Origin of the sequence: Rhizobium sp. BK538 (assembly GCF_014197575.1) — a bacterium.
Lineage (GTDB): Bacteria > Pseudomonadota > Alphaproteobacteria > Rhizobiales > Rhizobiaceae > Rhizobium.
The window spans coordinates 38,221-62,444 of the sequence record NZ_JACIFT010000001.1; the positions used below are offsets into that span (position 1 = coordinate 38,221).

The 24,224-nt window shown below is 60.9% G+C and carries 23 protein-coding genes and 1 pseudogene; 12 read left to right on the plus strand and 12 right to left on the minus strand.

Annotation, left to right across the window (positions count from 1 at the left end; genetic code table 11):
• Positions 1-26: 26 nt before the first annotated feature.
• The 6 genes from FHX09_RS00180 to ugpC all read left to right on the plus strand — a co-directional run bounded on the left by FHX09_RS00180 (position 27) and on the right by ugpC (position 6,124).
• Positions 27-749, plus strand: a complete 723-nt coding sequence (locus FHX09_RS00180) for a FadR/GntR family transcriptional regulator (RefSeq protein ID WP_184448951.1) — start codon at positions 27-29, stop codon at positions 747-749.
• Positions 746-1,912: a PLP-dependent transferase gene (locus FHX09_RS00185; protein WP_007795419.1), complete on the plus strand. Its 1,167-nt coding sequence runs from the start codon at positions 746-748 to the stop codon at positions 1,910-1,912. Before FHX09_RS00180 ends, FHX09_RS00185 begins: the two co-directional genes overlap by 4 nt.
• 37 nt (positions 1,913-1,949) lie before the next feature.
• Entirely contained in the window at positions 1,950-3,209 is a 1,260-nt protein-coding gene (locus FHX09_RS00190) for a sugar ABC transporter substrate-binding protein (protein WP_132588156.1), read from the plus strand.
• Positions 3,210-3,292: 83 nt separating this feature from the next.
• Positions 3,293-4,228: a sugar ABC transporter permease gene (locus FHX09_RS00195; RefSeq protein WP_184448953.1), complete on the plus strand. Its 936-nt coding sequence runs from the start codon at positions 3,293-3,295 to the stop codon at positions 4,226-4,228.
• Between the two features lie 4 nt (positions 4,229-4,232).
• Entirely contained in the window at positions 4,233-5,063 is an 831-nt protein-coding gene (locus FHX09_RS00200) for a carbohydrate ABC transporter permease (protein WP_184448955.1), read from the plus strand.
• Between the two features lie 5 nt (positions 5,064-5,068).
• The gene (ugpC, locus tag FHX09_RS00205) at positions 5,069-6,124 is read left to right on the plus strand and encodes a sn-glycerol-3-phosphate ABC transporter ATP-binding protein UgpC (protein ID WP_007795431.1); all 1,056 of its coding nucleotides are present in this window, start codon (positions 5,069-5,071) and stop codon (positions 6,122-6,124) included.
• A 10-nt stretch (positions 6,125-6,134) separates the two neighbouring features.
• On the opposite strand, the gene FHX09_RS00210 is transcribed toward ugpC, so the two are convergent.
• The 5 genes from FHX09_RS00210 to FHX09_RS00230 form a co-directional block, all read right to left on the minus strand.
• Entirely contained in the window at positions 6,135-6,962 is an 828-nt protein-coding gene (locus tag FHX09_RS00210; protein WP_184448957.1) for a cell wall hydrolase, read from the minus strand.
• A gap of 267 nt (positions 6,963-7,229) precedes the next feature.
• Positions 7,230-8,276 carry a sulfate/molybdate ABC transporter ATP-binding protein gene (locus FHX09_RS00215; RefSeq protein ID WP_132588152.1) on the minus strand — a complete coding sequence of 349 codons (1,047 nt, stop codon included), beginning with the start codon at positions 8,274-8,276 and terminating at the stop codon, positions 7,230-7,232.
• A gap of 11 nt (positions 8,277-8,287) precedes the next feature.
• Positions 8,288-9,160 carry a sulfate ABC transporter permease subunit CysW gene (gene cysW / locus FHX09_RS00220; RefSeq protein ID WP_132588151.1) on the minus strand — a complete coding sequence of 291 codons (873 nt, stop codon included), beginning with the start codon at positions 9,158-9,160 and terminating at the stop codon, positions 8,288-8,290.
• Positions 9,150-10,007 carry a sulfate ABC transporter permease subunit CysT gene (gene cysT, locus FHX09_RS00225; RefSeq protein ID WP_132588150.1) on the minus strand — a complete coding sequence of 286 codons (858 nt, stop codon included), beginning with the start codon at positions 10,005-10,007 and terminating at the stop codon, positions 9,150-9,152. The genes cysW and cysT overlap by 11 nt, the downstream gene beginning before the upstream one ends.
• Positions 10,008-10,015: 8 nt before the next feature.
• Complete coding sequence (locus FHX09_RS00230) at positions 10,016-11,041, minus strand: sulfate ABC transporter substrate-binding protein (protein ID WP_184448959.1); 1,026 nt, start codon at positions 11,039-11,041, stop codon at positions 10,016-10,018.
• Positions 11,042-11,269: 228 nt separating this feature from the next.
• Between FHX09_RS00230 and FHX09_RS30390 the strand changes: the two are divergent.
• Positions 11,270-11,425: pseudogene (locus tag FHX09_RS30390) on the plus strand (porin); the annotation flags it as partial.
• 68 nt (positions 11,426-11,493) lie between these two features.
• Here the strand turns inward: FHX09_RS30390 and FHX09_RS00240 are convergent.
• Positions 11,494-11,949: a PTS sugar transporter subunit IIA gene (locus FHX09_RS00240; RefSeq protein ID WP_132588148.1), complete on the minus strand. Its 456-nt coding sequence runs from the start codon at positions 11,947-11,949 to the stop codon at positions 11,494-11,496.
• A gap of 291 nt (positions 11,950-12,240) precedes the next feature.
• On the opposite strand from FHX09_RS00240, the gene FHX09_RS00245 reads away from it, so the two are divergent.
• The 3 genes from FHX09_RS00245 (at position 12,241) to FHX09_RS00255 (ending at position 14,823) form a co-directional block, all read left to right on the plus strand.
• Complete coding sequence (locus FHX09_RS00245; protein ID WP_132588147.1) at positions 12,241-12,990, plus strand: SDR family oxidoreductase; 750 nt, start codon at positions 12,241-12,243, stop codon at positions 12,988-12,990.
• A gap of 29 nt (positions 12,991-13,019) precedes the next feature.
• Positions 13,020-13,619, plus strand: a complete 600-nt coding sequence (locus FHX09_RS00250; RefSeq protein ID WP_132588146.1) for an NAD(P)-binding domain-containing protein — start codon at positions 13,020-13,022, stop codon at positions 13,617-13,619.
• 160 nt (positions 13,620-13,779) lie between these two features.
• Complete coding sequence (locus FHX09_RS00255) at positions 13,780-14,823, plus strand: NAD(P)-dependent alcohol dehydrogenase (RefSeq protein ID WP_007795463.1); 1,044 nt, start codon at positions 13,780-13,782, stop codon at positions 14,821-14,823.
• 83 nt (positions 14,824-14,906) lie between these two features.
• Here FHX09_RS00255 and FHX09_RS00260 read toward each other — a convergent pair whose 3' ends face one another.
• On the minus strand, positions 14,907-15,743 hold the full coding sequence (locus FHX09_RS00260; protein WP_007795465.1) for a nickel-binding protein: 837 nt from the start codon (positions 15,741-15,743) through the stop codon (positions 14,907-14,909).
• A gap of 87 nt (positions 15,744-15,830) precedes the next feature.
• The gene (locus FHX09_RS00265) at positions 15,831-16,715 is read right to left on the minus strand and encodes a LysR family transcriptional regulator (protein WP_132588145.1); all 885 of its coding nucleotides are present in this window, start codon (positions 16,713-16,715) and stop codon (positions 15,831-15,833) included.
• A gap of 215 nt (positions 16,716-16,930) precedes the next feature.
• Between FHX09_RS00265 and ampC the strand changes: the two genes are divergently transcribed.
• A complete protein-coding gene (gene ampC / locus FHX09_RS00270) occupies positions 16,931-18,115 on the plus strand; it encodes a class C beta-lactamase (protein ID WP_184448963.1) in 1,185 nt (394 codons plus the stop codon).
• A gap of 456 nt (positions 18,116-18,571) precedes the next feature.
• On the opposite strand, the gene FHX09_RS00275 is transcribed toward ampC, so the two are convergent.
• The 4 genes from FHX09_RS00275 to FHX09_RS00290 form a co-directional block, all read right to left on the minus strand.
• Positions 18,572-19,939: an FAD-containing oxidoreductase gene (locus FHX09_RS00275; protein WP_184448965.1), complete on the minus strand. Its 1,368-nt coding sequence runs from the start codon at positions 19,937-19,939 to the stop codon at positions 18,572-18,574.
• A complete protein-coding gene (locus FHX09_RS00280) occupies positions 19,939-20,397 on the minus strand; it encodes a DUF4126 domain-containing protein (RefSeq protein ID WP_132588142.1) in 459 nt (152 codons plus the stop codon). Before FHX09_RS00280 ends, FHX09_RS00275 begins: the two co-directional genes overlap by 1 nt.
• Positions 20,398-20,491: 94 nt before the next feature.
• Entirely contained in the window at positions 20,492-21,679 is a 1,188-nt protein-coding gene (locus tag FHX09_RS00285) for an acyl-CoA dehydrogenase (protein ID WP_132588141.1), read from the minus strand.
• A gap of 95 nt (positions 21,680-21,774) precedes the next feature.
• Positions 21,775-22,695: a LysR family transcriptional regulator gene (locus FHX09_RS00290; protein WP_132588140.1), complete on the minus strand. Its 921-nt coding sequence runs from the start codon at positions 22,693-22,695 to the stop codon at positions 21,775-21,777.
• Positions 22,696-23,016: 321 nt separating this feature from the next.
• Between FHX09_RS00290 and FHX09_RS00295 the strand changes: the two genes are divergently transcribed.
• On the plus strand, positions 23,017-24,222 hold the full coding sequence (locus FHX09_RS00295; protein ID WP_007795493.1) for an ABC transporter substrate-binding protein: 1,206 nt from the start codon (positions 23,017-23,019) through the stop codon (positions 24,220-24,222).
• Positions 24,223-24,224 lie beyond the last annotated feature (2 nt).

Genomic DNA, 24,224 nt, shown 5'->3' on the forward strand with positions numbered 1-24,224 from the left:
GCTGCCTATAAAAAATTTGGGGAACCATGAAGGCATCAAGCAGCGACAGGCCGATTATCCGGCCGCTTCCGGCAATCGATCGGGCACGTCAGGTGACAGACGCCTTGGCCGATTATGTTCAGAGCGCGCAGCTGAAGGCCGGCGATCGGCTACCGGCAGAGCGTGAACTGATGTCAGCGCTGATGGTGGGCCGTTCGACGATCCGCGAAGCGATCCGTCACTTTCAGGCGCTCGGCGTCATCGAAACCCGCAAGGGCAGCGGCACTTACCTGCTGAAACCGGTTTCGAAGGCGACGATCCACATGCCGCTGTCGCTTGATACCGGCCATCTGCGCGATGCGTTGCTGCAAACGCTCGAGGTGCGCCGCGGGATCGAATGCGAGGCCTGCATGGTCGCCGCGCGAAAGCGGACCGACATGGATCTCATCCTGATCGAGCAGAACCTCAACGAGATGGAACGTGTCCACATCCAGAAGGGCACATCGGGACCGGAAGACCTCGCCTTCCATCTGGCAATCTACGACGCCACCCACAATCCGCTTTTCCGCCAGCTTCTCGAGCAGATGCGAGAGACTTTCTGGCAGTTCTGGGAGCACCCCTTCGAGCGCGAGGATTTTGCCCGCCGCTCCTTCCCCTTTCACCGTACGCTCTTCAACGCGATCGCCGCCCGGGACGCCGAGGCCGCACGCAAAGAGACATTGAAAATCCTCGAAGTTGTCGAGGAAGATATCAAGGAAATGTCCAAATGAATAACGGCGCAGACGCGTTCGATCTTGCCTCGCTCATCACCGCACACGACGAAGGAAACTTCGCCGAAGCCGTCGTGCCGCCGATTTTCCAGACATCGCTTTTCACCTTTTCCGACTATGACGACATGATCTCCTCCTATCGGGGCGAGAAGGTCCGGCCGATCTATACCCGCGGCCTCAATCCGACTGTTCGCATGTTCGAGGAAATGCTGGCAAAGCTCGAAGGTGCCGAAGATGCGCTCGGCTTTGCAAGCGGCATGGCGGCGATCTCTTCGGCGGTGCTGTCCTTCGTCGAGCCGGGCGACCGGATTGTTGCCGTCAAGCATGTCTATCCCGATGCCTTCCGCCTGTTCGGTACGATCCTGAAGCGCATGAAGGTCGAGGTGACCTATGTCGATGGTCGCGATGAGGAAGCCGTGGCGAAAGCGCTGCCCGGCGCCAAGGTCTTCTACATGGAAAGCCCGACGAGCTGGGTGATGGAAGCCCACGATGTCGGCGCGCTCGCGGCACTCGCCAAGAAGCATGGCATCGTCACCATGATCGACAACAGCTGGGCAAGCCCCTACTTCCAGCAGCCGATCTCACTCGGCGTCGATATCGTCATCCATTCGGCCTCGAAATATCTCGGCGGCCACAGCGACGTCGTCGCCGGTGTCGTCGCCGGCTCGAAGGAGATGATCGCCCGCATCAAGGCAGAGGCCTATCCCTATCTCGGTGGCAAACTCTCGCCGTTTGATGCCTGGCTTCTGATCCGCGGCCTGCGTACCCTGCCGATCCGTATGCGAGCGCATGAGGCGGCCGCGATGACGATCGCCAAACGCCTGCAGGAGCTCGACGTGGTGGAGACTGTCTGCCATCCGGGCCTTGCCAATCGCCTGCCTGCGGGCCTCAACGGCACATCGGGCCTGTTCTCCTTCATATTCCGCGAGGGCGTCGATATCCGCGCCTTCGCCGATCACCTCAAGCTCTTCAAACTGGGAGTGAGCTGGGGTGGGCATGAAAGCCTGATCGTACCAGGCGAGGTCGTCCTTCAGCAGAAGGCGCAACCGAATTCCGCGCATACCTTCGGGATCCATGCGCGGTCCGTACGTCTTCACATTGGCCTCGAAGGAACCGAGGCCTTGTGGAAGGACATCGAGGCGGCATTGGCGGTCGCCTCTTAAGTTCACAACCTCAAAAACCTGAAAAGGGGGAGCAAGCATGAAGAGACTGATTACCGCCACTCTACTCGCCACGATGATGGCCGGTACGGCACTCGCCGACACCACGCTCAAGCTGGTCGAGGTCATCACCAGCCCCGAACGCACCGAGACGCTGAAGTCGATCGTCGGCAAATTCGAGGCTGCAAACCCCGGCACCAAGGTCGACATCATCTCGCTGCCCTGGAACGAAGCCTTCCAGAAGTTCGCGACAATGGTTTCGGCCGGCGACACGCCTGACGTCATCGAAATGCCCGACACCTGGCTTTCGCTCTATGCCAACAACGGCATGCTCGAAAGCCTCGAGCCTTATCTTGCCAAGTGGGAGCACACCAAGGGCCTGACGCCGCGCGCGCTTGAACTCGGCCGCGACGTCAAGAACACAGCCTACATGTTGCCCTATGGCTTCTACCTGCGTGCGCTGTTCTACAACAAGAAGCTCTTCCAGGAAGCTGGTGTTGCCGAACCACCGAAGACGCTCGACGATTTCGTCGCCGCCTCCGAGAAGGTCTCCAAGCTCCCCGGCAAGTCCGGCTACTGCCTGCGCGGTGGTCCGGGCGGTCTCAATGGCTGGGTGATGTTCGGCGCGACGATGGCCGGCTCCAACAAGTTCTTTAACGAGGACGGCACCTCGACCATGAACAGCGAAGGCTGGGCAAAGGGTCTCGAATGGGTCGTCGATCTCTACAAGAAGGGCCTGACGCCGAAGGACAGTGTCAACTGGGGCTTCAATGAAACCGTCGCCGGCTTCTACTCCGGCACCTGCGCCATGCTCGACCAGGACCCAGACGCTCTGATCGCCATCGCCCAGCGCATGAAGCCGGATGATTTCGGCGTCACCAAGATGCCGGCTGGTCCGAGCGGCAAGGCGTTCACGACGATCGGCTTCGCTGGCTGGTCGATGTTCACGACGAGCCAGAACAAGGATCTTTCCTGGAAGCTCATCGAAACGCTTGAGGGCCCGGAAGGCAACATCGAGTGGAACAAGCGCACCGGCGCCCTGCCGGTCCACACCTCGGCAGAGAAGGATCCCTTCTATGCCGGCGAGCAGTTCAAAGGCTGGTTCGAGGAACTGGCTGATCCCAACGTCGTTCCGACGGTGATGCCGACCTATCTCGAGGAATTCGCCTTCTTCAAGGACTCGCTCGCCATCAAGACGACGCAGCAGGCGCTTCTCGGCGACATCACGCCGAAGGAACTGGCTGACCAGTGGGCAGACTATCTGACCAAGGCACAGCAGAAGTTCCTCGCCAAGAAGTAACGGACCACCGGCGGCGGACCTGTCCGCCGCCCCTTCAGTTTCTTGCGACGGCGCAAAGCGCGCCGCGAAACGGACTTTGCCCGATGACCATCACTGCCGATACGCTAGACAGGCGCCAGGATAGACGCCCCTGGCTGAAGCGCGTCGCCGATGCCTCTGAACCCTATCTTTATAGTGCGCCGTCGCTCATCCTGATCATTGCAGTGATGCTGGTGCCACTGATGATCGGGATTTCCTACGCATTTCGCGACATCCAGCTGCTGAATCCGTTTTCGGGCGGCTTCATCGGGCTTGATCACTTCCGTGCACTCTCGAAAGACGCGGCCTTCTACGGTGCTCTGAAGAATACGCTCTTGTGGACAGGCGCCTCCGTCTTCCTGCAATTCGTCTTCGGCCTCATTCTCGCGCTGCTGCTCGACAAGCCGTTCTGGGGCAGGGGCGTCGTGCAGGCTCTCGTCTTCCTGCCCTGGGCGGTTCCTTCCTTCCTCGCCGGTCTGAACTGGGCGTGGCTGTTCAATCCCGTGATCGGACCAATCCCGCACTGGCTGTTTGGGCTCGGCCTGATGAGCGAGCCAGGAAACATCCTCTCCGATCCGCAACATGCCATGTGGGGACCGATCATCGCCAACGTCTGGTGGGGCATACCCTTCTTCGCGATCACGCTGCTCGCGGCTCTGCAGGCGATCCCGCGTGACCTCTATGAAGCGGCCTCCATCGATGGCGCCAGCTGGTTCCAGCGCTTTCGCTCGATTACCTTGCCCTTCCTCGCGCCGACCATTGCCATCACCGTGCTGCTGCGCACCGTCTGGGTCTCCAATTTTGCCGACCTGATCGTCGTCATGACGGGCGGCGGACCGGCCGACCGGACGCAAATCGTCGCCAGCTACATCTTCACGCAGGCCTTCAGGCGCCTCGATTTCGGCTACGCCTCGGCGATCGCGCTGGTGCTCTTGGTGCTGCTGCTTGCCTATTCGATGCTGATCATCCTGCTGCGGCAGACCCTGCTGAACAAGGATTGATGTTATGAAGCGGTCCATTCTCCCCACCCTCGCGCATCGCCTGGCCATTCTCTGCTACATCGCGTTTGCGCTGTTTCCACTGTTCTGGCTGCTCAAGGTGTCGGTGACGCCGAATGACCTACTCTACACGGAGGGGGTCAGGATGTGGCCATCGAGGACGACATGGGAGCACTATTCCTTCGTCATTCAGCACAGCGCTTTTCCGACCTTCTTCAAGAACAGCCTGATCGTGTCGGCCTCGACCGCCGTCGTCGTTACGATCTGCGCCTCGCTTTCCGGCTACGCCCTGTCGCGATTTAATTTTCGGGCCAAGTACTGGATCGTCGCGTTGATGCTGCTGACCCAGATGTTCCCGCTTGTCATGCTGGTTGCACCGATCTTCAAGATCCTGACGCCGTTGCATCTGACAAACAGCCTCACCGGTCTCGTCGTTGTCTACACCGCCTTCAACGTGCCCTTCGCCACCTTCCTGATGCAGTCGTTCTTCGACGGTATCCCGAAGGATCTCGAGGAGGCGGCGATGATCGACGGCGCAACGCAGTTCACTGCCTTCCGGCAGATCATCCTGCCGCTGACGCTGCCTGGCATCGCGGCAACGCTCGGCTTCGTCTTCACCGCTGCGTGGAGCGAACTGCTCTTTGCCCTCATGCTGATCAACGGCAACGACGCGGCAACTTTCCCGGTCGGGCTTCTGACCTTCGTTTCCAAATTCTCCGTGGATTTCGGGCAGATGATGGCGGCGGGCGTGCTCGCGCTCATCCCGGCCGGTCTCTTCTTCCTGCTTATCCAGCGTTATCTCGTCCAGGGCCTGACGGCCGGCGCGGTCAAGGGTTAATCAAAATGGCATCGATCGATATCCAGAACGTCAAGAAGGCCTACGGTCCCGTCAAGGTGCTGCACGACGTCGACCTCAGGATCAGGGACGGAGAGTTCGTCGTACTCGTCGGCCCGTCGGGCTGCGGCAAGTCCACCCTGCTGCGCATGATCGCAGGTCTGGAGGACGTTACCGGCGGCGAGATCCGCATCGCCGGCAATCGGGTCAACGAACTGCATCCGAAGGACCGCGATATCGCCATGGTGTTCCAGTCCTACGCGCTCTATCCGCACATGAATGTCGCCGGCAACATGAGCTACAGCCTGAAGCTTCGGAAAACGGCCAAGGAAAAGATCGCCAGCGCAGTCGGTGCAGCCGCCTCCAAGCTTGGCCTCGACCCACTGCTGGAACGCCGGCCGAAGGCGCTTTCGGGTGGCCAGCGCCAGCGCGTCGCCATGGGTCGCGCCATCGTGCGCCAGCCGAAGGCCTTCCTCTTCGACGAGCCGCTGTCGAACCTCGACGCCCGACTGCGCGAACAGATGCGCGCGGAGATCAAAAAACTGCACGGCGACCTGAAGGCGACCTCGATCTATGTCACCCATGACCAGATCGAGGCGATGACGCTGGCAGACAGGATCGTTGCCATGCATGCCGGCGTCGTGCAGCAGGTCGGCAGCCCTCTCGAACTCTACGATCGCCCTGCCAACCTCTTCGTCGCCGGCTTCATCGGCTCGCCGGGCATGAATTTCCTCGACGCGACCTATGCTGACGGCGGTGTCCGTCTGAAGGATGGAACGATCGTTCCTTTGGCTGCGCCGCTGTCACTCGCAAACGGCGCCAAGGTCACGTTGGGGATCCGGCCGGAGCATGTCGTCATTGCCGATCAGGGCGGTCTGAATGCAAACGTCGAATTGGTCGAACCGACGGGATTCGGCATCATCCTGCATCTGTCGCTGCACGGTCTGCCGTTCAAGATCTTCACGCTCGACCGTGCTGCGCTGACAGCCGGTCCAACGATCAACGTGTCGTTCCCCGCGCAGCATCTGCACGTCTTCGACACGGATGGAAACAGAGCAAAATAGGAAACGAGCCTCAGCCGTGGGCAAGGCTGCCGCGCAGCACGGCGTCATTGAAGGCTGGTCTTGGCGTCGGAATGGCGATCGGCATCACCGCTTCAGGGGTGATGGGCACGGCTGTTTCCGTCGGCGTCGGCACGGCCGGTTCTCTTCCCAATGTGGCCCCTGACCCCGGCATTGGGATCGGCACCGGGACGGTGGTTGGAACGAGCGCCGCAAACTGTGCTGGCATCAGGCTCTGGCCGGGCAGATAGTTCATGGCAACTTCATACGAGGGCAGGGGCGCTGGCGTTTGCAGCTCGCCGTCCCGGCCGCGCTTCTCGTAAAACGCATTGCCGCCGGCAATCGCCACGTAATGCATGTTCCGGTACGAGAACTTCAGACCGTCTGTGTGAAAGAACATCGCGTCCTTGACACCCGGATGCCGTTCGCCACGCAAGATTGCGTCGGCAGCGTCTGTCAGTTCGATCTCGGCCATAGGCTCGACTTCGCGCGTCATTACACCAGGGGCGAACTGCCTCTCCTGGGCAACGACGCCGCAGATCGAATCGGGATAGGCACCCGACGTCAGCCGGTTCATGACCACGGTTCCGACCGCCATATAGCCGTCGCGATCCGAATGCTCGGATTCAAAGTACATTGCCCGCTTTAGGCAATCGCGATCCTTGGCATTATAATTGAAGGTGACTTTTGTCAGCTGCGCCGTCTGCGCCGCGTTCCTTGACTTGGCGGCCTGGCTAGCCACCTTTGGAGCCGGTTGCTGGGCGGTCGTGCAGCTCGCAGCCGCCATGCCCGCAAACAAAATCCCGGCGAGAGATTTTCCCAACGCTAGATGCGCCCTCAATGGCAGGTGCCCCCTATCTGGAGTAGTAAGCCCTTCTCGATTAAGTGGTCGCTTTTCTACCTGCGTTTCGGGTAAATTTCAAACCCAATTAGTATCACAATTTGATTTGGCCGCCTTTTGCCTGCTGAGCCGGCTGATTCGCGATCGCATAACGCACTGAAAGCGAGGATAGTCGCTACTGCAGGTGACGTCCGCAATGGTCGAAATCAGCCTGTCGTCACACGCTGATTCGGGGCGCACCAAACCGCATGAGCCCCGTTCCTATCCCTATCGCGCTGCGTGGAACAATTTCCACCGCTTCGGTCGGAAGGCGATCCGGCTGCGATCGAGGCTTCCGGCCTGCGATGGCGACAGTTCCAGTTCGATCGGTGGATGCCCCTTGCCGATGTCAACCTCGATGTGGCGCGTGCCGGCGACGCGCCGGCTGGTCGTCAGCAAGCCAGCGATGCAGCCACCGCAACCATCTCGCAGTTCGATGTCATGTGGCCGAAAGTAGAGCTGGGCATCCCCATCCGCTTCGTTTTCGACCTTGAGCCCAAGCGGCCGGTCCTCGAACCAGATTTCTCCACCATTGACCTGCACGTCGAGACAATTGGACTGTCCGACAAAGCCGAAGACAAAGGGAGAGTTCGGGTTGTCATAAACCTCATCGGGTGTTCCGACCTGCTCGATCGCGCCCTGGCTCATGACGACAACGCGGTCGGCAAGCTCCATCGCCTCGTCCTGGTCATGCGTGACGAAAACGGTCGTGTGACCCGTGCGATCATGGATCTCGCGCAGCCATTTGCGCAGGTCCTTGCGCACCTGGGCGTCGAGCGCGCCGAAGGGCTCGTCGAGCAGGAGCACGTTTGGTTCGACCGCCATAGCGCGCGCGAGCGCGACGCGCTGGCGCTGGCCGCCGGATAGCTGGGCCGGATAGCGCTTCTCAAGACCGGACAGTTGGACAAGGTCGAGAAGCTCCAGCGCCCGCCTGCGGATTTCCGCCTTGGGTGGCCGTCGCGCGCCATCACGCACGTTCAGGCCGAAGGAGACATTGTCGAGCACGGTCATATGCCGGAACAGGGCATAATGCTGGAACACAAAGCCAACATTGCGCTGCTGCACGGTCTTCTTCGACGCGTCCTCGTCGCCAAAGTAGATCAGTCCTTCCGTCGGGCTCTCCAGACCGGCGATGAGGCGCAGCAAGGTCGTCTTGCCGGAGCCGGACGGCCCCAGCAGTGCGATCAGTTCGCCGGAGCGGATGTCGAGCGAGACGTCATGCAGCGCCGGAAACCGGTCGAATTCCTTGCGCAGGTTTTGTACGCGAACTTCCATTACTTATTCCTTCAGTGCCGCCGGCTGGCGGCTATTTCTTCGCTGTATCGCATCTCGAGCAGCGTCTTCAAAACAAGGGTCACGAGTGCAAGCAACGCAAGCAGGGTGGCAACGGCGAACGCGCCGGTGAAATTGTACTCGTTGTAGAGAATTTCCACCTGCAGCGGCATCGTGTTCGTCTGTCCCCGAATATGGCCGGAGACCACCGATACGGCGCCAAACTCGCCCATCGCGCGAGCATTGCACAACAGCACGCCGTAGAGCAGACCCCATTTGATGTTGGGCAAAGTCACATACCAGAAAGTCTGCCAGCCGCTGGCACCGAGCGAAAGCGCCGCCTCTTCGTCGCCCGTTCCCTGTTCCTGCATCAGCGGGATCAGTTCGCGTGCCACGAAGGGGAAGGTGACGAACATGGTGGCGAGGATCAGCCCGGGAACGGCAAACAGGATCTTGATGTCGTGGGCGCTCAACCAGTGGCCAAGATGAGTGTTGGCACCAAGCAAAAGGACGAACACCAGACCCGAAATGACAGGCGAGACTGAAAAGGGCAAGTCGATCAACGTCGTCAGGAAGGCCTTACCCTTGAACTCGAACTTGGCAATCGCCCAGGCAGCCGCCAGGCCAAAGATCAGGTTGAGAGGCACGCTGACGCCGGCGACGATGAGGGTCAGGCGGATGGCCGAAAAGGTCTCCTCGTCCTGCAATGCCTCGAGGAACGCCCCGGCACCCTTACGGAACGCTTCGACGAAGACTGCCGCCAAGGGTAGAAGCAGGATGAGCGTCAGGAAGATGAGCGAGGCAAGGATCAGCGTCCAACGTGCAAACCGGTGCTCGGTAACGGCGGAACGCACCTTTGTTGGCTGAAGGCTTGTATCAAGCGCCATAGCCATACCTCCGTCTGCGCCAACTCTGGATAAGGTTGATAATCAACAACATGACAAACGAGATCACCAGCATCACGGCGGCGATGGCTGTCGCGGCTGCATAATTGTATTCTTCAAGCTTGATGACAATCAGCAACGGTGCGATTTCCGACCGGAACGGAAGGTTGCCGGCAATGAAGATCACCGAGCCATATTCGCCGACCCCACGGGCAAAAGCGAGCGCGAAGCCCGTCAAAACAGGTGGCGCCAATCCGGGTAGAAGCACACGAAAGATGGTCTGAAGACGAGTGGCGCCGAGCGTAGCGGCGGCCTCCTCGACCTCCTTGTCGATCTCCTCCATGACAGGCTGCACCGTGCGCACGACGAAAGGCAAGCCAACGAAGACGAGAGCAATGACGATACCGAGTGGCGTGAAGGCGATCTTGATGCCGAGCGGCGTCAGGAACTGTCCGATCCAGCCGTTCGGTGCGTAAAGCGTCGCAAGCGCGATACCGGCCACGGCGGTCGGCAGCGCAAAAGGCAGGTCCACCATGGCATCGATGACGCGCTTGCCGGGAAAGCGGTAGCGCACCAGCACCCAGGCCAGCACGACGCCGAAGGCAGCATTGATGCAGGCCGCCGCAAAAGCGGCGCCGAAGCTGATGCGCAAGGCGCTCAGGGTGCGAGGATCGAAGGCAATGGCCAGGAACTTTGCCAAGCCAAGCTCGCTTGACCGCCAGGCAAGGCCTGAAAGCGGTATCAGGATCAGAAGGGTGAGCCAGGTCAAGGTAAGGCCGAGCGCCATTCCAAAGCCTGGAATGACGCTCGGCCGTCTGAACCGCCACCGCGTGGGGCTATGTGCTTTCATGCGACGTATTATTGTGCCGGCTTGTAGATTTGGTCAAATACGCCGCCATCGCCGAAGAATTTCGGCTGCGCTTCCTTCCAGCCGCCGAAATCATCGATCGTCGCCAGCTTCAGGTTCGGGAAGCGCGCAATGTCTGCCTTATCGGCCGCTTCGGGCTTGGTCGGCCGGTAGAAGTGCTTGGCTGCAATCTTCTGGCCCTCGTCCGAATAGAGATAGTTCAGGTAGGCCTCCGCGACCTTGCGGGTACCCTTCTTGTCGACGTTGCCGTCAACAACGGCGACTGGCGGGTCAGCGCGGATCGAGAAAGTCGGCGTCACGATCTCGAACTGATCGGGACCGAGTTCTTCCAGGGAAAGATACGCTTCGTTTTCCCAGGCAAGAAGAACGTCGCCGAGACCACGCTGGACGAAGGTGGTCGTTGCGCCACGCGCGCCGGTATCGAGAACGGGAACATGTTGCAGGAGCTTCGTCACGTATTCCTTCGCCTTGGCGTCATCGCCGCCATTTGCCTGCTTGGCCCAAGCCCAGGCCGCGAGGAAGTTCCAGCGGGCGCCGCCTGAGGTCTTCGGGTTAGGCGTGATGACCTGGACGTCGTCCTTCACCAGATCGGCCCAATCCTTGATGCCCTTAGGATTGCCCTTGCGAACAAGGAAGACGATCGTGGACGTGTAGGGCGTCGAATTGTTCGGGAATTTCGTTTTCCAATCAGCGGGAATCTTACCGGTCTTGGTGGCAATCGCGTCGATATCACCCTCGAGGGCAAGGGTTACCACGTCGGCATCAAGCCCGTCGATGACCGAGCGCGCCTGCGCGCCGGACCCGCCATGCGACGCCTTGATCGTCACCGCCTCACCGGTGTCCTTCTGCCACTTCGCAGCGAAGGCGGCGTTGAAATCCTTGTACAGCTCTCTCGTCGGATCGTAAGATACGTTGAGAAGCGTCTGGTCCGCGAATGCGGGAGCGACAGCCCCGATTGCGACGCTGCCTGCCAGCGCCACAGCCGCGAGAAGCCGTGTAATCCTTATCGACTGCATGGAAAACCTCCTTCGTTTGTGGCCGAAACTCTACCAAGTTGGTCGTATAATGAAACGAAGAATGTTTCTGTTCCAAGCCTGAGTCTGGAATGGCATCCCATTTGAGGCGCGCTTTGGAAATGGACGTGCTCTCCTTGGCCACGGCAAAATCCGAAAGACAGGGCATGCGAAGGTCTCCGTCTGCCAGCACTTACCCTTCATATTGGCGAGGCCTTCAATTCCAAGAGCGAGACCGATGTGGTCGCCAGCAACGAGACGAACCATGTTTCGATCCGCTATCAGTACGAAGGCGACGTCATCACCGCTGGTATCGCTCTGGACGAACTGGAGGACCCCTACGACCCCAAGCCCGGCGAGGGGCCGAATACGCTGGGCGTTGCCGGACCGCCTGTGGAAGGCTTCCTCCGGTTTCAAGCGCGATGTCTGACCGATCCACCGCATCCATCTGATCGTCAAACGCGCGAGTCGGCCAAGAAATCAGAATAGAGCTCTTCCGCGGTTCTTGCCTGGCGCATGGCGGCCAGAACCCCCGGTGTCTGCAACTGACGCGCGATCGCCGCCAGCACGTTCAGATACTCACCGCGGTTCGCCTCGCCAAACAGGAGCGCGAAGGCAATATCGGTTGGCACGTCGTCAACGGCCTCAAAATCGAGCGGCCGCGCGAAGCGTACGAGCAAGCCACGCGGATGCGTCATCCCTTCGACGACGGCATGCGGAACGGCTACGCCATTGCCGATGCCGGTCGAGCCAAGGCTCTCCCGGCTTTCCAGGGCCTGCAATATCTTCTTTTCTTCGATGCCGAAGGCGGCGGCGGCCTTCTCCGCGATAGACTGCAGCCCTCTCCACTTCGTCGCCACCGACACGCCGATGAAGCTGTGCTCGGGACGGATGATCATCGAAAGGTCCATGAAGTCTCTCTTGTCATTTGTGCGAGGACGCCGGCGAGCGCCGAGCTCGCACCCGAGTATCGTTGCCATTGCCGCAAACTGATTTCCCGGGCCGCATTGCTCCCGCGTTCATATGCCGGGACGAGATAAAGGTTCGAGCGTGATAGGCGACCACAAATATAAACACCACATAAAGATCATCCAAATTTTCAATGAATGCTTGAAGATCATTCAAGTGATTACCCGCTTATTGAGAATGAATCGACGACCGATATTCACTCCGTCGAACAACGAAACCCTGGAGTGACCGAAATGACCAGAATCGAAAACCTTAGCGGCAAAACCGCTCTCGTCACCGGCGGCTCGCGCTCCATCGGCGCTGCTATCGCAAGGCATCTGGCGGCAGCAGGTGCTGCAGTCGCTATCACCTACAGCGCATCGCCCGATAAGGCTGCGGCTGTCGTGCGGGAGATCGAGGACGCCGGCGGACGCGCTATCGCGATCCGGGCGGATGCCGGCGATCCAGCGGCCGTACGTGCCGCCGTCTTGACGACGGAAGAAACCTTCGGCTCGCTTGATATCCTCGTCAACAACGCCGGCATCGCGCTTGGCGGGCCGATCGAGGACATCAAATTCGAAGACTACGAGCGGATGATCGCCGTCAACGTCACGGGCGTCTTCGTCGCCACGCAGGAGGCCGCGCGCCGAATGAAGCCGGGCGGCCGTATCATCCACATCGGCTCGTCGATGTTCCGCTATGCGGCCTTCCCGACCGCCTCGCTCTATACACTGACCAAGGGCGCCGTCGCCGGCTTCAACCGCAGTCTCGTGCGCGACCTCGGTCCGAAGGGCATCACCGTCAACACCGTCCATCCCGGGCCGACCGACACCGACATGAATCCGGACGGCGGTCCGGTCTCGAAGATCGTCGGCCCCGGCCTGGCGATCGGGCGCTACGGCAAGGACTATGAGATCGCCAGCGTCGTCGCCTATCTCGCAAGCCCCGATGCCGCCTTCGTCACGGGCGCCGACATCGTCGCCGATGGCGGCTTCACCGCCTGATCATAAGCTTTCATCGCAGGAGAAAACCAATGTCCATCGGTATCATCGGCGCCGGCAATATCGGCGCCGCCTTTGCCCGCGCGCTCGCCCGGGCTGGCATTCATGCCGCCATATCGAACAGCCGCGGGCCCGAAACGCTCGCAGCGCTAGCCGCAGAGCTTCAGCCTTTTGTGACCGCAACTACGGTGGAAGCGGCAGCAAAGGCCGACATCGTGCTCGTGGCCGTTCCCTGGTCGAAACTGCCGCAGGCGCTTTCCGGCTTGCCGGACTGGCACAGCCGTATTGTTATCGACGCCAACAATCCGATCGAGGCGCCGCTCTTCAAGCCCGCTGCCTTGGATGGCCGCCTGTCCAGCGCGATATTTTCCGAATACGTACCCGGCGCTCGTGTGGTCAAGGCATTCAATCATCTGCAGCCGCATCTTCTCTCTGGCAACCCTGCAGCCGAAGGCGGCAAGCGCGTCCTGTTCTATTCCGGCGACGACGCAAGCGCCAAGGCCCGGATCGGCTCCCTGATCGAAAGGCTAGGCTTCTTCGGCATCGATCTTGGCCCGCTCGCCCTCGGCGGCAGCCTGGTGCAGTTTCCGGGCGGGCCGTTGCCCGCATTGAACCTCGTCAAGTTCGGCTGATTCCTCGCGGGGATATCCTCGTGCGAGATGAGCAATTCATCATTTCATGGGCAAAAGCCTTTTCAATACGATTGAATTGCTGCGGCTTCGGGTCTTATAGTCATTCCAAAGCCGCGCCGACTGAGAGACGGCGCGGGGAGGCAACCGGGAAGGAAAGACAATGGCCAAAGTCCGCGCGCTGGTGCTCGAGCGCCAGCATGAACTCGCGCTTCGCGACATCGATCTGCCGATGGACACCGGTCCGGGACAGGTGAAGATCAAGATCCATACGGTCGGCGTGTGCGGTTCCGATGTCCATTATTACACCCACGGCAAGATCGGCCCCTTCGTGGTCAACGAGCCGATGGTGCTCGGCCATGAAGCCGCCGGCACGGTCGTCGAGGTCGGTGCCGGCGTCACGCATCTGAAGGTCGGCGACCGCGTCTGCATGGAGCCAGGCATTCCCGATCCCAATTCCAGGGCGAGCCGGCTCGGCATGTACAATGTCGATCCGGCCGTGATCTTCTGGGCGACGCCGCCGATCCATGGTGTCCTGACGCCCGAGGTCGTCCATCCTGCCAACTACACCTACAAGCTTCCCGACAATGTCAGCTTTGCCGAAGGCGCCATGGTCGAACCGTTCGCGGTCGGCATGCAAGCCGCGACGAAGGCGAAGATCGTCCCCGGCGACACGGCCATCGTGCTTGGTGCCGGCCCGATCGGCACGATGGTGGCCGTCGCTGCTCTTGCCGGCGGCTGTGCCCGCGCGATCGTCGCCGACCTTGCCCAGCCGAAACTTGACATTGCCGCCCAATACCAGGGCGTCATCCCGATCAACATCCGCGAGAAGAACCTCGCCGAAGAGGTGGCGCGGCTGACCGATGGCTGGGGTGCCGATGTGATCTTCGAATGCTCGGGTTCGCCCAAGGCCTGGGAAACCATCATGGAACTGCCGAGACCGGGCGGCGTCATCGTTGCCGTCGGCCTGCCGGTCAACCCGATCGGCTTCGACGTTTCGACGGCCTCGACAAAGGAAATCCGAATCGAGACCGTGTTCCGCTACGCCCATCAGTACGAGCGCTCGATTGCGCTGCTCGGCTCTGGCCGTGTCGATCTGAAGCCGCTGATTTCAGAGACGTTCACCTTCGAGGACTCCATCACGGCCTTTGATCGCGCCGTCGAGGCACGTCCGAGCGACGTGAAGCTGCAGATCGTGATGGAATAGCGCGATGCCGACACGCGCAAGGCCGGCACCGTTTTGAGGACGGCGGCCAGCCTTGCTATCATCTGGAATGGTGGGATCGGGACTTACGTCGGTCGAGCCGCTTCCGCATCGGCCCAATCGCACTCGAACGCCAGTACCGGCTTCGAAAACCCCTTGAGGCGCTTGCGCGTCGCATTGGCGAAGAGATCGGCCGCACCGTGCTCTCTAAAGATGCTCTCCGATACGAGGATCTGATCCCCGCCGGCTGCCGCACAGAGCCGCGCAGCCAGTTGCACGGTTGAGCCGAAGAGATCGTGGCTGTCCTCGATCGGCTCGCCACAATCAAGCCCGATCCTGACATGGATGGGTTCCGGCGTGCCGCCGTTGTAGGTCCTGAATTCGCGCTGGATGCTCATCGCACAGCCGACCGCGGCGTGCGTGGAGACGAAGGAGGCCATGATGCCGTCACCGGTGTGCTTGACCTCTCTGCCTTCGCACTGCGCCAGACAGCGTCGTACGATTGCGTCATGCGCCCGTACCAGCTCGGCAGCCATGCGGTCACCGAGCCGCGAAGTCATCTCCGTCGAACCGACAATGTCGGTAAACAGGATCGCCCTATGCCCTGCATCCCTTTCGACGCCGGTCTGGCCCGCTTTGTGTTCAGGTTCGTGAATGCGCCCGAGGAACGCCTCGACCGCCGACAGCGCCACCTCGACCACTTCGGCCGCGATAAAACCATGTGCCTCGCGATGAACGCATTGCGCGGTTTCGGCATTCGGTGCATCGATCAGACAGAACGCCGTCCCGCGCCGCTGATCGTACCAGTAGGTGAGGAACTTCACCCCATACCGATCCTCAACCGCCAGATCCCTGCGGTGCGCCTCGGCAATGTCTTCAGCGGATGTCCCCGCAAGATCATGCCGGTCCATGAAGATAGCCACGTGCGTGCGTCCTTCGGAGAGCCCCTCAACGTCGACGGTATCTTACGCCGTTGCCACCGCTAGGTCCACAGGACGGCATAGCAGGTCTCAGACCGCAGACGCCCCCGATGCCTCGCACAGCCATAGGCGGAAGGCCGACATCGCCGGCGTCTCCGGGCGAGACTGCAGACGGGTCAGCCAATAGCTGCCCATGGTAACCGTGATGTCGAAGGGCTGGCGGATGGCCTCGGCAAGCAGAAGCCGGGAAAACATCAGAGGTGGCGCCAGGGCAACGCCGGCGCCCTGCAGCGCGGCCTCCATCATCGCAAGCGATGAATCGAAGACGATGTTTTTCAGCGGCGGCAGGTTCGCCTCCATCCCGGCAGCAGCAAACCATCGCGACCACTCATCGGCGCGATACGACCGCAGCAAGGTCTGCTTCAAAAGGTCGGCCGGCGAGTTAAGCTGCGTCGCGATCTCGGGAACGCAGAGCGCCGACAGCGGCGCCTCCAGCAGGCGCAACGCCTCGATCCCATGCCAAGCGCCCGAACCGAAGCGGACGGCATAATCCAGACCCTCGGCGGCAATATCGACACGGTTGTTGTTGGTCGAGAGGCGCAGATCAATAAAGGGATGCTGAGCCTGAAACGCTCGCAGCCTCGCAAGCAGCCAGCCAACGGCAAAGGTGCCGACAGCACCGACCCGAAGCACTTCGCGATAGTGTCCGCCCTCGAACTGCTCGAGCGTTCCGGCAATCCGGTCGAAGGCGTCGCGGAGCGCCGGCAACAGCGTCTCGCCCTCAGTGGTCAGCATCAGCCCGCGCGGCAGCCGCTCGAACAGCGTGACGTTCAGCCTCGTTTCCAGACCCTTGACCTGATGGCTGACGGCGGCCTGCGTCACGCACAGCTCGATCGCTGCCTTGGTGAAGCTGAGGTGCCGAGCGGACGCTTCAAAGGCACGCAGCGCATTCAGCGGCAAATGCGGACGAACCATCGGATATCCAAATTTTTCTAATGCCTCACGCTAGATATCGTCGTTTGAGACGGCCGTACAGGCCTCGTATACAAATCCCGCCTGACCCAACCCGTTTCGGCGAGAACTGCCGAAAACGCCGGATTACCTCATATCTCAAGGTTTTTTGCCTTGAATGTCCTAACCGCTGCGGCGAGACCGCGGCGATTCCACGAACCCGAGGCACGGTATCTGTTATGAGAAATATTCCGCAATCCACACTTGGTATCCTCACCGCCGCTTCAGTCTTTCTCGGCGCCGGTGCGCATGCGGCCGAACGCCAGAATGAGCTTGCCCGCGTTGTCGATGCGGTAGCCGTCCCTCTGATGGCGAGAAACGATATTCCTGGCATGTCGATCGCCATCACAGTCGGGGGAAAGCGATACGTCTACAATTACGGCGTCGCGTCCAAGGCGAGTGGTCGGAAGGTCACCGACGCGACGTTGTTTGAAATTGGCTCGGTCAGCAAGACGTTCACCGCAACCCTGGCAGGCTACGCACAGGCCAGCAGCGACCTTTCGCTCACCGACAGCCCGAGCAAGTATTTTCCGGAATTCGCCGGCAGCCACCTTGCCGGAGCCACCTTGCTCGACCTTGGGACCTACACGGCGGGTGGCCTGCCGTTGCAGTTTCCAAACGACGTGACCGACCACAAGGCGATGGTTGGCTATTACAAGAACTGGAAGCCGGCCTATGCTGCGGGAACCCATCGCGTCTATTCCAATCCGAGCATCGGCTTGTTCGGCTATGCCGCGGCAAAGGCCATGGGTTGGCCCTTCGATGATCTGATGCAGCAGAAGCTGTTTCCGGCACTTGGCCTCAGCCACACCTTCATTGCGGTTCCAAAAGCTGACGACGAGAACTATGCCTATGGATATTCAAAAGCCGGCAAGGCCATTCGCGTTTCGCCGGGAGTCCTGGATTCGGAGGCCTACGGCGTGAAGATGTCGGCAAGCGACATGCTGCGCTTCATCGAAGCCAACATGGATGGCTCCGATCTCGACAAGACCGTGCAATCGGCGATCGCCACCACCCATACGGGCTACTACAAGGTTGGCGGCATGACCCAGGGCCTCGGCTGGGAAATGTACGCCTATCCAACAACCCTCGACCAGCTTTTGGCCGGTAACTCGGCCGACATGGCCCTGAAAGCCAACGAGATCGAGAAGCTGTCGCCGCCACGGCCGCCGGTAAAGAATGTGCTTTTCAACAAGACCGGGTCGACCAGCGGCTTCGGCGCCTATGTCGCCTTCGTCCCATCCAAGGGCATCGGTATCGCCCTCTTCGCAAACAAGAACTATCCAAACAGCGAGCGAGTAAAGGCAGCCTATAGCATATTGGCGGCGTTCGACGACGATCTTGCCGTCGCAAACGGCGACTGAACGCCCGCAGGTGGAGGATAAGCCCGTATGGTGCCTCCAACGTCATCAACCGGGGACCTGCTTTTGTCCACGCCGCGCAGATCGCTGCCATACTGAGATCGTCCCGTCGCGGATACACCGCAAGACGTTGCAGCGAGACGGGATCGGCGCCGAATGCGGAAGAAGGACGTAGGCTTCCGCATTCGGGGCTCGCAGAAAATGGTCTCCCTCCGGGGACGGCGGCGTTGCGCGAATGTTGCGTCGAGTGTCGCCCCGGACGTGCCTGTGCGGCACACAAGCTGCCGGAGACGCGAAAGCGTCGGCCGGCGGATAAAGAGAGGCCGGAGTTGGGGCACAAACCGCCGAACGGGGCGCTGGGAAGCGCCATACTGTTTTACTCCAGCGAGGCAATTTCCAGCGCCCCGTCCGAGCGAAATGCAGGATCAAGTGGCGAGCCGTGACAGCGGCGATTGCAGGCTAAACCGCCTTCAAATCTCCGAGCAGTGTCGGGATCAGCTCAGACACCGTGGGATGGATCGGCACGGCCCATTTCAGCACCGGGTAAGGGGCCTTGGCATTCATCGCATCAATGAAACCGTGGATCGCCTCGTCACCCTCGATCCCAAGGATCGCAGCGCCGAGGATCTGCTGTGTCTCAGCGTCGGCGATCACCTTCATGAAGCCCATGGTCTCGGCACGCTCATTGGCGCGGCCGACCCGGCTCATCGGCCGGGTCGAGATCATGATCTTGTGGCCGGAGGCGCGCGCTTCCTTCTCGGTCTTGCCGACACGGCCGAGCGGCGGGTCGATGTAGAGCGCATAGGCGAGGATGCGGTCACTGAGCTTGCGGTCCTCGCCGTCGAGCAGGTTGGCGGCGACGATTTCGAAATCGTTGTAGGATGTATGGGTAAAGGCCCCGCGGCCGTTGCAATCGCCGAGCGCCCAGATACCCTCGACATTGGTGGCAAGCTTGTCGTCAACGGTGATGTAGCCACGGCTGTCGGTAACGACACCAGCCTTGTCGAGACCAAGGTCATCGGTATTCGGCGTACGTCCGGTGGCAACAAGCACGTGGCTCGCCTCGATTGCCGGTTGACCATTGCCGATGCTGACCTCGATCCCATCGGCCGTCTTTGAGAATCCGATCCCGTCGGCATCCGTGTGCACGCCAATGCCTTCCGAGCGCAGGATATCGGCGATCGCGTCGGAGACATCGGCATCCTCGCGCGAGGCAAGTTTCGGGCCGCGTTCGATCACCGTCACCTCGGCCCCGAAACGGCGATACATCTGCGCGAACTCAAGCCCGATATAGCTGCCGCCGATAATCGTCAGATGCGTGGGAAGCGTATCGAGATGGATGATCGAAGTGCTCGTGAGATAATCGATATCGCCGATACCGGGCATATCGGGAATGGTCGGCCGCGCGCCGACATTCAGGAAGATCTTCGGGGCCGTCAGCGTCTCGCCGTTGACGGTCACGGTATGGGCGTCCTCGAAACGGGCATGCCCATAGATGACGGTCATGCCGTCCATGCCGGCAAACCAGTTGATCAGGCCGTTGCGGGCGTCCATCGTCACGGTTTCAGCACGCTTGCGCACCACCGACATGTCGATGCCCACGCCACCCGGGATCACCACGCCAAAGTCCGCACCGCGTCGCGCCACATGGGCGGCGCGGGCACTTGCCACCAGCGTCTTGGTCGGCATGCAGCCGGCATTGACACAGGTGCCGCCGAGGAACTTGCGCTCGATCAACGCCACCTTCATGCCCGTCGCGACCATGCGGGCGGCGAGGAAGGGACCGGACTGGCCGGCCCCGATGACGATGGAGTCAAAACCAGGCATCACACAGCTCCCACGATGATGAGTGCGCCGATGATCGCAACCGCATCCTCGATCAGCGCTGCCGGTGTATCTTTGCCGAAGGCGGCGGCGAGCTTACCACGAGCCGCCGCTCCGCCGAACGTGCCAACCGCGGCGCCGACGACACCTGCAATGAGCCCGCCGACCAACGAGCCGCCGGAGGTGCCGATCGTGGCACCCGTCAGCGCGCCCATTATCAAGCGGGCCGCAAACTGCATGGGAACCTTGCGGGACGGGGTCGATGGCAGCTGGTCGGTAATCAACTCGACAACAGCAAGCAGTGTGAACACCCACGGCGTCCAACGATATCCCATAAAGGCAAGGGGTGTCTGCGAAACGTCAAACCAGCCGAGAGCAGCCGCCCAGGCAATAGCAGCCGGCGCCGTCATCGCTCTGAGCCCCGCAATCATTCCAATCAGAAATGCAAGAAACAAAAGCATGTGCAATCCCCCATGCCGCGCTCGATTTAATCGCGGTCATGGGAGGCTGGCACATTGTCGCGCAGGTTTCAATTTGCACGATGGTCGATACGGCTCAATTCGCAAAGGCCGCAATGCCGGTGACGGCGCGGCCGAGGATAAGGGCGTGGACGTCGTGGGTGCCCTCATAAGTGTTGACGACCTCGAGATTGACGAGATGGCGGGCAATGCCAAACTCGTCGGATATGCCGTTGCCGCCCAGCATGTCGCGGGCAAGCCTCGCGATGTCGAGCGCCTTGCCGCACGAATTGCGCTTGACGATCGAGGTCAGCTCCACCGGCGGGTGCCCGTCTTCCTTCATACGGCCGAGCCTGATGCAACCCTGCAGACCGAGCGAGATTTCCGTTATCATGTCGGCAAGCTTCTTCTGGATCAGCTGGTTGGCGGCGAGCGGCCGGCCGAACTGCTTGCGGTCCAGAACATATTGGCGCGCCTTTGCATAGCAGTCCTCGGCAGCGCCAAGCGCCCCCCATGCAATACCGAAGCGGGCCGAGTTCAGGCAGGTGAAAGGACCCTTGAGGCCGGACACGTTCGGCAACAGGTTCTCTTCCGGCACGAAGACATCATCCATCACCACCTCGCCGGTAATGGAGGCGCGCAGACCGACCTTGCCGTGGATCGCCGGCGCCGACAGGCCCCTCCAGCCCTTCTCCAGGATGAAGCCGCGGATGACACCGTCCTCGGTCTTGGCCCAGACGACGAAAACGTCAGCGATCGGGGCATTGGAGATCCAGGTCTTGGCGCCCGACAGGCTATAGCCGCCATCGACCTTCCTTGCCCGCGTCACCATCGAGCCCGGATCCGAGCCGTGGTTGGGTTCGGTCAAGCCAAAGCAGCCGATCCATTCGCCGGTCGCAAGCTTTGGCAGATATTTCTGTTTCTGCGCCTCCGAACCGAAGGCATCGATCGGCACCATGACGAGAGACGACTGCACACTCATCATCGAGCGGTAGCCGCTGTCGACGCGCTCGACCTCGCGGGCGATCAGGCCATAGGCAACGTAGCCAAGGCCCGCCCCGCCATACTCCGGGGCGATCGTCGGTCCAAGCAGCCCAAGCTCACCCATCTCGCGGAAGATCTTCGGATCCGTCTTCTCGTGACGGAAGGCTTCGAGCACGCGCGGCACCAGCTTGTCCTGCGCATAAGCGTGCGCCGTCTCCTGCACCATGCGCTCCTCGTCCGTAAGCTGCTCCACCAGCCGGAACGGATCGGCCCAGTCGAAGATCTCGCGGGTGTGCTGCATGGTCATTCCTCCTCATTCCCCTGCGGGTGCGACATCCTTCGGGCATAGACCCGCAGGTTGGAAGGGTCAACTCGCCACGAGATTTCGACGTCAATCTACCGTTTCGCCCATGGCGGGATGAACCTGACATCCTCGCCGACGACCGCTTCGCGCAGGAAATCGATGACCGCCCGCACCCGTGGCGACTGGCGAAGGTCACGATGACAGGTGATCCAGTAGTGCCGCCTGAGATCGATGTCGTCGGGAAGGACCCGTTCGAGCTCGGGGTAGCGACTGGCGAAGAAATAGGGAAGCACACAAAGCCCGAGGCCGTTTCGGGTTGCCGTCAGCTGCGCAAAGATGCTCGAGCTTTGAAACTGCGGCTTGATGCGCGGATGCACGTCGCCGAGATAGTCGAGGCCGGGCGCGAAGATCATTTCTTCGATGTAGCTGATGAACGGATGATCCAACAGGTCGTCGCGGCAGGCAATGGGCGCGCTCCGGCGCAGGTACTCCTTCGAGCCATAGACCTGCAGATGATAGTCGGTGAGCTTGTCCGAGAAGTATGGTCCGCCCTTCGGCTCATCGAGAACGACAGTGATATCGGCCTCCTTGCGCGACAGCGACATGATCTGCTGGATCGTCACCAACTCAAGCGACAAATTGGGCTGGCTTGCCACAAACTGCGGCAGCACGCGGGCAAAAAAGAAGTTGGAGAAGCCCTCCGGCGCGCTGAGCCGCACCACCCCACGCTGCATCGTTGCGCCGTCGGTCAGATCGGCACGCAGCCGCTCTGTTTCCTGCTCCATCTTCTCGGCAGTCTCGACGAAGCGCGCGCCCATCGCCGTCATCACGTATCCGCGCGGGTTGCGCTCGAAGAGCTTGACCTTGAGAGCAAACTCCAGCCGGTCGATGCGACGCGAGACCGTCGCATGGCTGGTGCGCAATTGCCGCGCGGCGGTCGACAGCTGCCCGGTGCGAGCAACCGCCAGAAAGAACTGCAGGTCGTCCCACGTGAATTGCGGCGGATTGTTCATGCGAGCTCCCTGTCGGCCTGGCATCGCTCGGCCGCGCCATATTGGTCTTTCGTCTAATACGGCACAGGCTGCACCTCGCCGCGGTCTACCCTAGGTTCCAACGAAAGCACCCTAACGATTTGCATTCATTGGGCCGGACCTGCGACAGAACAGCGCTTCTGTTCAAAAACGAACAGATACTGTTTGGAATTAGTTGTAAAGCGGCCTTGCCTGATCAGTGCAATTCCATGATCGTAAGGGATGGGCTGGCGGCTTTGAGGAGGGTGGCTGGCCAAATTTGAACAGATCCGCATTCTGGCCAATCTCTGGGAGGAGAGGAATATGCGAAAGAATCTCATTGCGTCGCTGGCATTTCTGCTTGCAAGCAGTACCGCCGTACTCGCCGATGGTGCATCGGACGGCAAGGTGAAGATCGGCATCCTGAACGATCAGTCCGGTGTCTATGCCGATTTCGGCGGCAAATCCTCCGTCGAAGCAGCCAAGATGGCTGTCGAGGATTTCGGCGGAAAGGTGCTCGGCGTACCGGTGGAGATCGTCGATGCCGACCACCAGAACAAGGCCGACATCGCCTCCAACATCGCTCGTCAATGGTACGACACCGAGCAGGTCGACGCGATCATGGAATTGACCACCTCATCCGTAGCGCTCGCGGTTCAGGCCATTGCGAAGGAAAAGAAGAAGATCGACATCGTCACCGGCGCGGCGACCACGGATCTGACCGGCAAGGCTTGCTCGCCCTATGGCTTCCACTGGGCCTATGACACGCATGCGCTCGCCGTCGGCACGGGCGGCGCACTCGTCAAGCAGGGTGGTGACAGCTGGTTCTTCCTCACGGCCGACTACGCATTCGGTTATTCGCTGGAACAGCAGACGAGCGATTTCGTCAAGTCCGCCGGCGGCAAGGTCGTTGGTTCCGTCCGCCATCCCCTGTCGAACCAGGATTTCTCATCCTTCCTGCTGCAGGCCCAGTCCTCCGGTGCCAAGGTGATCGGCCTTGCCAATGCCGGCCTCGATACCTCCAACGCCATCAAGCAGGCAGCCGAATTCGGCATCACCCAGGGCGGCCAGCATCTGGCGGCGCTGCTCTTCACACTGGCCGAAGTCCATGGCCTCGGCCTCGATGCCGCACAGGGGCTGACACTGACCGAAGGCTACTACTGGAACCTCGATGACAAGAGCCGCGAGTTCGGCAAGAAGTTCTTTGCCCGAACAGGCAGGATGCCGAACATGGTCCATACGGGCACCTACTCGGCCGTGCTTCAATACCTGAAGGCGATCCAGAAGGCCGGTACCGACGACACCGATGCCGTTGCCAGGCAACTGCATGAAATGCCGGTGGATGACGTCTTCGGGCGCGGCGGAACGGTCGGCCCGAACGGCCGCATGATCCATGACATGTACCTGCTTCAAGTCAAGAAACCGGCCGACAGCAAGGAGCCGTGGGACTACTTTAACGTGCTGGCGACCATCCCCGGCAAGGAAGCCTATATCGATCCCGCCAAGAGCGGCTGCGCCCTGGTGAACTGAAC

What these genes read in the sequence shown, in the direction of transcription:
- FHX09_RS00245 (WP_132588147.1), top strand. Translation starts at nt 12,241, where the DNA reads ATGACCAGAATCGAAAACCTTAGCGGCAAAACCGCTCTCGTCACCGGC.
- FHX09_RS00180 (WP_184448951.1), top strand. Translation starts at nt 27, where the DNA reads ATGAAGGCATCAAGCAGCGACAGGCCGATTATCCGGCCGCTTCCGGCA.
- FHX09_RS00240 (WP_132588148.1), bottom strand. Translation starts at nt 11,949, where the DNA reads ATGGACCTTTCGATGATCATCCGTCCCGAGCACAGCTTCATCGGCGTG.
- ampC (WP_184448963.1), top strand. Translation starts at nt 16,931, where the DNA reads ATGAGAAATATTCCGCAATCCACACTTGGTATCCTCACCGCCGCTTCA.
- FHX09_RS00285 (WP_132588141.1), bottom strand. Translation starts at nt 21,679, where the DNA reads ATGCAGCACACCCGCGAGATCTTCGACTGGGCCGATCCGTTCCGGCTG.
- cysW (WP_132588151.1), bottom strand. Translation starts at nt 9,160, where the DNA reads ATGGCGCTTGATACAAGCCTTCAGCCAACAAAGGTGCGTTCCGCCGTT.
- FHX09_RS00250 (WP_132588146.1), top strand. Translation starts at nt 13,020, where the DNA reads ATGTCCATCGGTATCATCGGCGCCGGCAATATCGGCGCCGCCTTTGCC.
- FHX09_RS00190 (WP_132588156.1), top strand. Translation starts at nt 1,950, where the DNA reads ATGAAGAGACTGATTACCGCCACTCTACTCGCCACGATGATGGCCGGT.
- FHX09_RS00265 (WP_132588145.1), bottom strand. Translation starts at nt 16,715, where the DNA reads ATGGTTCGTCCGCATTTGCCGCTGAATGCGCTGCGTGCCTTTGAAGCG.
- ugpC (WP_007795431.1), top strand. Translation starts at nt 5,069, where the DNA reads ATGGCATCGATCGATATCCAGAACGTCAAGAAGGCCTACGGTCCCGTC.
- FHX09_RS00230 (WP_184448959.1), bottom strand. Translation starts at nt 11,041, where the DNA reads ATGCAGTCGATAAGGATTACACGGCTTCTCGCGGCTGTGGCGCTGGCA.
- FHX09_RS00295 (WP_007795493.1), top strand. Translation starts at nt 23,017, where the DNA reads ATGCGAAAGAATCTCATTGCGTCGCTGGCATTTCTGCTTGCAAGCAGT.
- cysT (WP_132588150.1), bottom strand. Translation starts at nt 10,007, where the DNA reads ATGAAAGCACATAGCCCCACGCGGTGGCGGTTCAGACGGCCGAGCGTC.
- FHX09_RS00195 (WP_184448953.1), top strand. Translation starts at nt 3,293, where the DNA reads ATGACCATCACTGCCGATACGCTAGACAGGCGCCAGGATAGACGCCCC.
- FHX09_RS00185 (WP_007795419.1), top strand. Translation starts at nt 746, where the DNA reads ATGAATAACGGCGCAGACGCGTTCGATCTTGCCTCGCTCATCACCGCA.
- FHX09_RS00255 (WP_007795463.1), top strand. Translation starts at nt 13,780, where the DNA reads ATGGCCAAAGTCCGCGCGCTGGTGCTCGAGCGCCAGCATGAACTCGCG.
- FHX09_RS00280 (WP_132588142.1), bottom strand. Translation starts at nt 20,397, where the DNA reads ATGCTTTTGTTTCTTGCATTTCTGATTGGAATGATTGCGGGGCTCAGA.
- FHX09_RS00200 (WP_184448955.1), top strand. Translation starts at nt 4,233, where the DNA reads ATGAAGCGGTCCATTCTCCCCACCCTCGCGCATCGCCTGGCCATTCTC.
- FHX09_RS00290 (WP_132588140.1), bottom strand. Translation starts at nt 22,695, where the DNA reads ATGAACAATCCGCCGCAATTCACGTGGGACGACCTGCAGTTCTTTCTG.
- FHX09_RS00275 (WP_184448965.1), bottom strand. Translation starts at nt 19,939, where the DNA reads ATGCCTGGTTTTGACTCCATCGTCATCGGGGCCGGCCAGTCCGGTCCC.
- FHX09_RS00215 (WP_132588152.1), bottom strand. Translation starts at nt 8,276, where the DNA reads ATGGAAGTTCGCGTACAAAACCTGCGCAAGGAATTCGACCGGTTTCCG.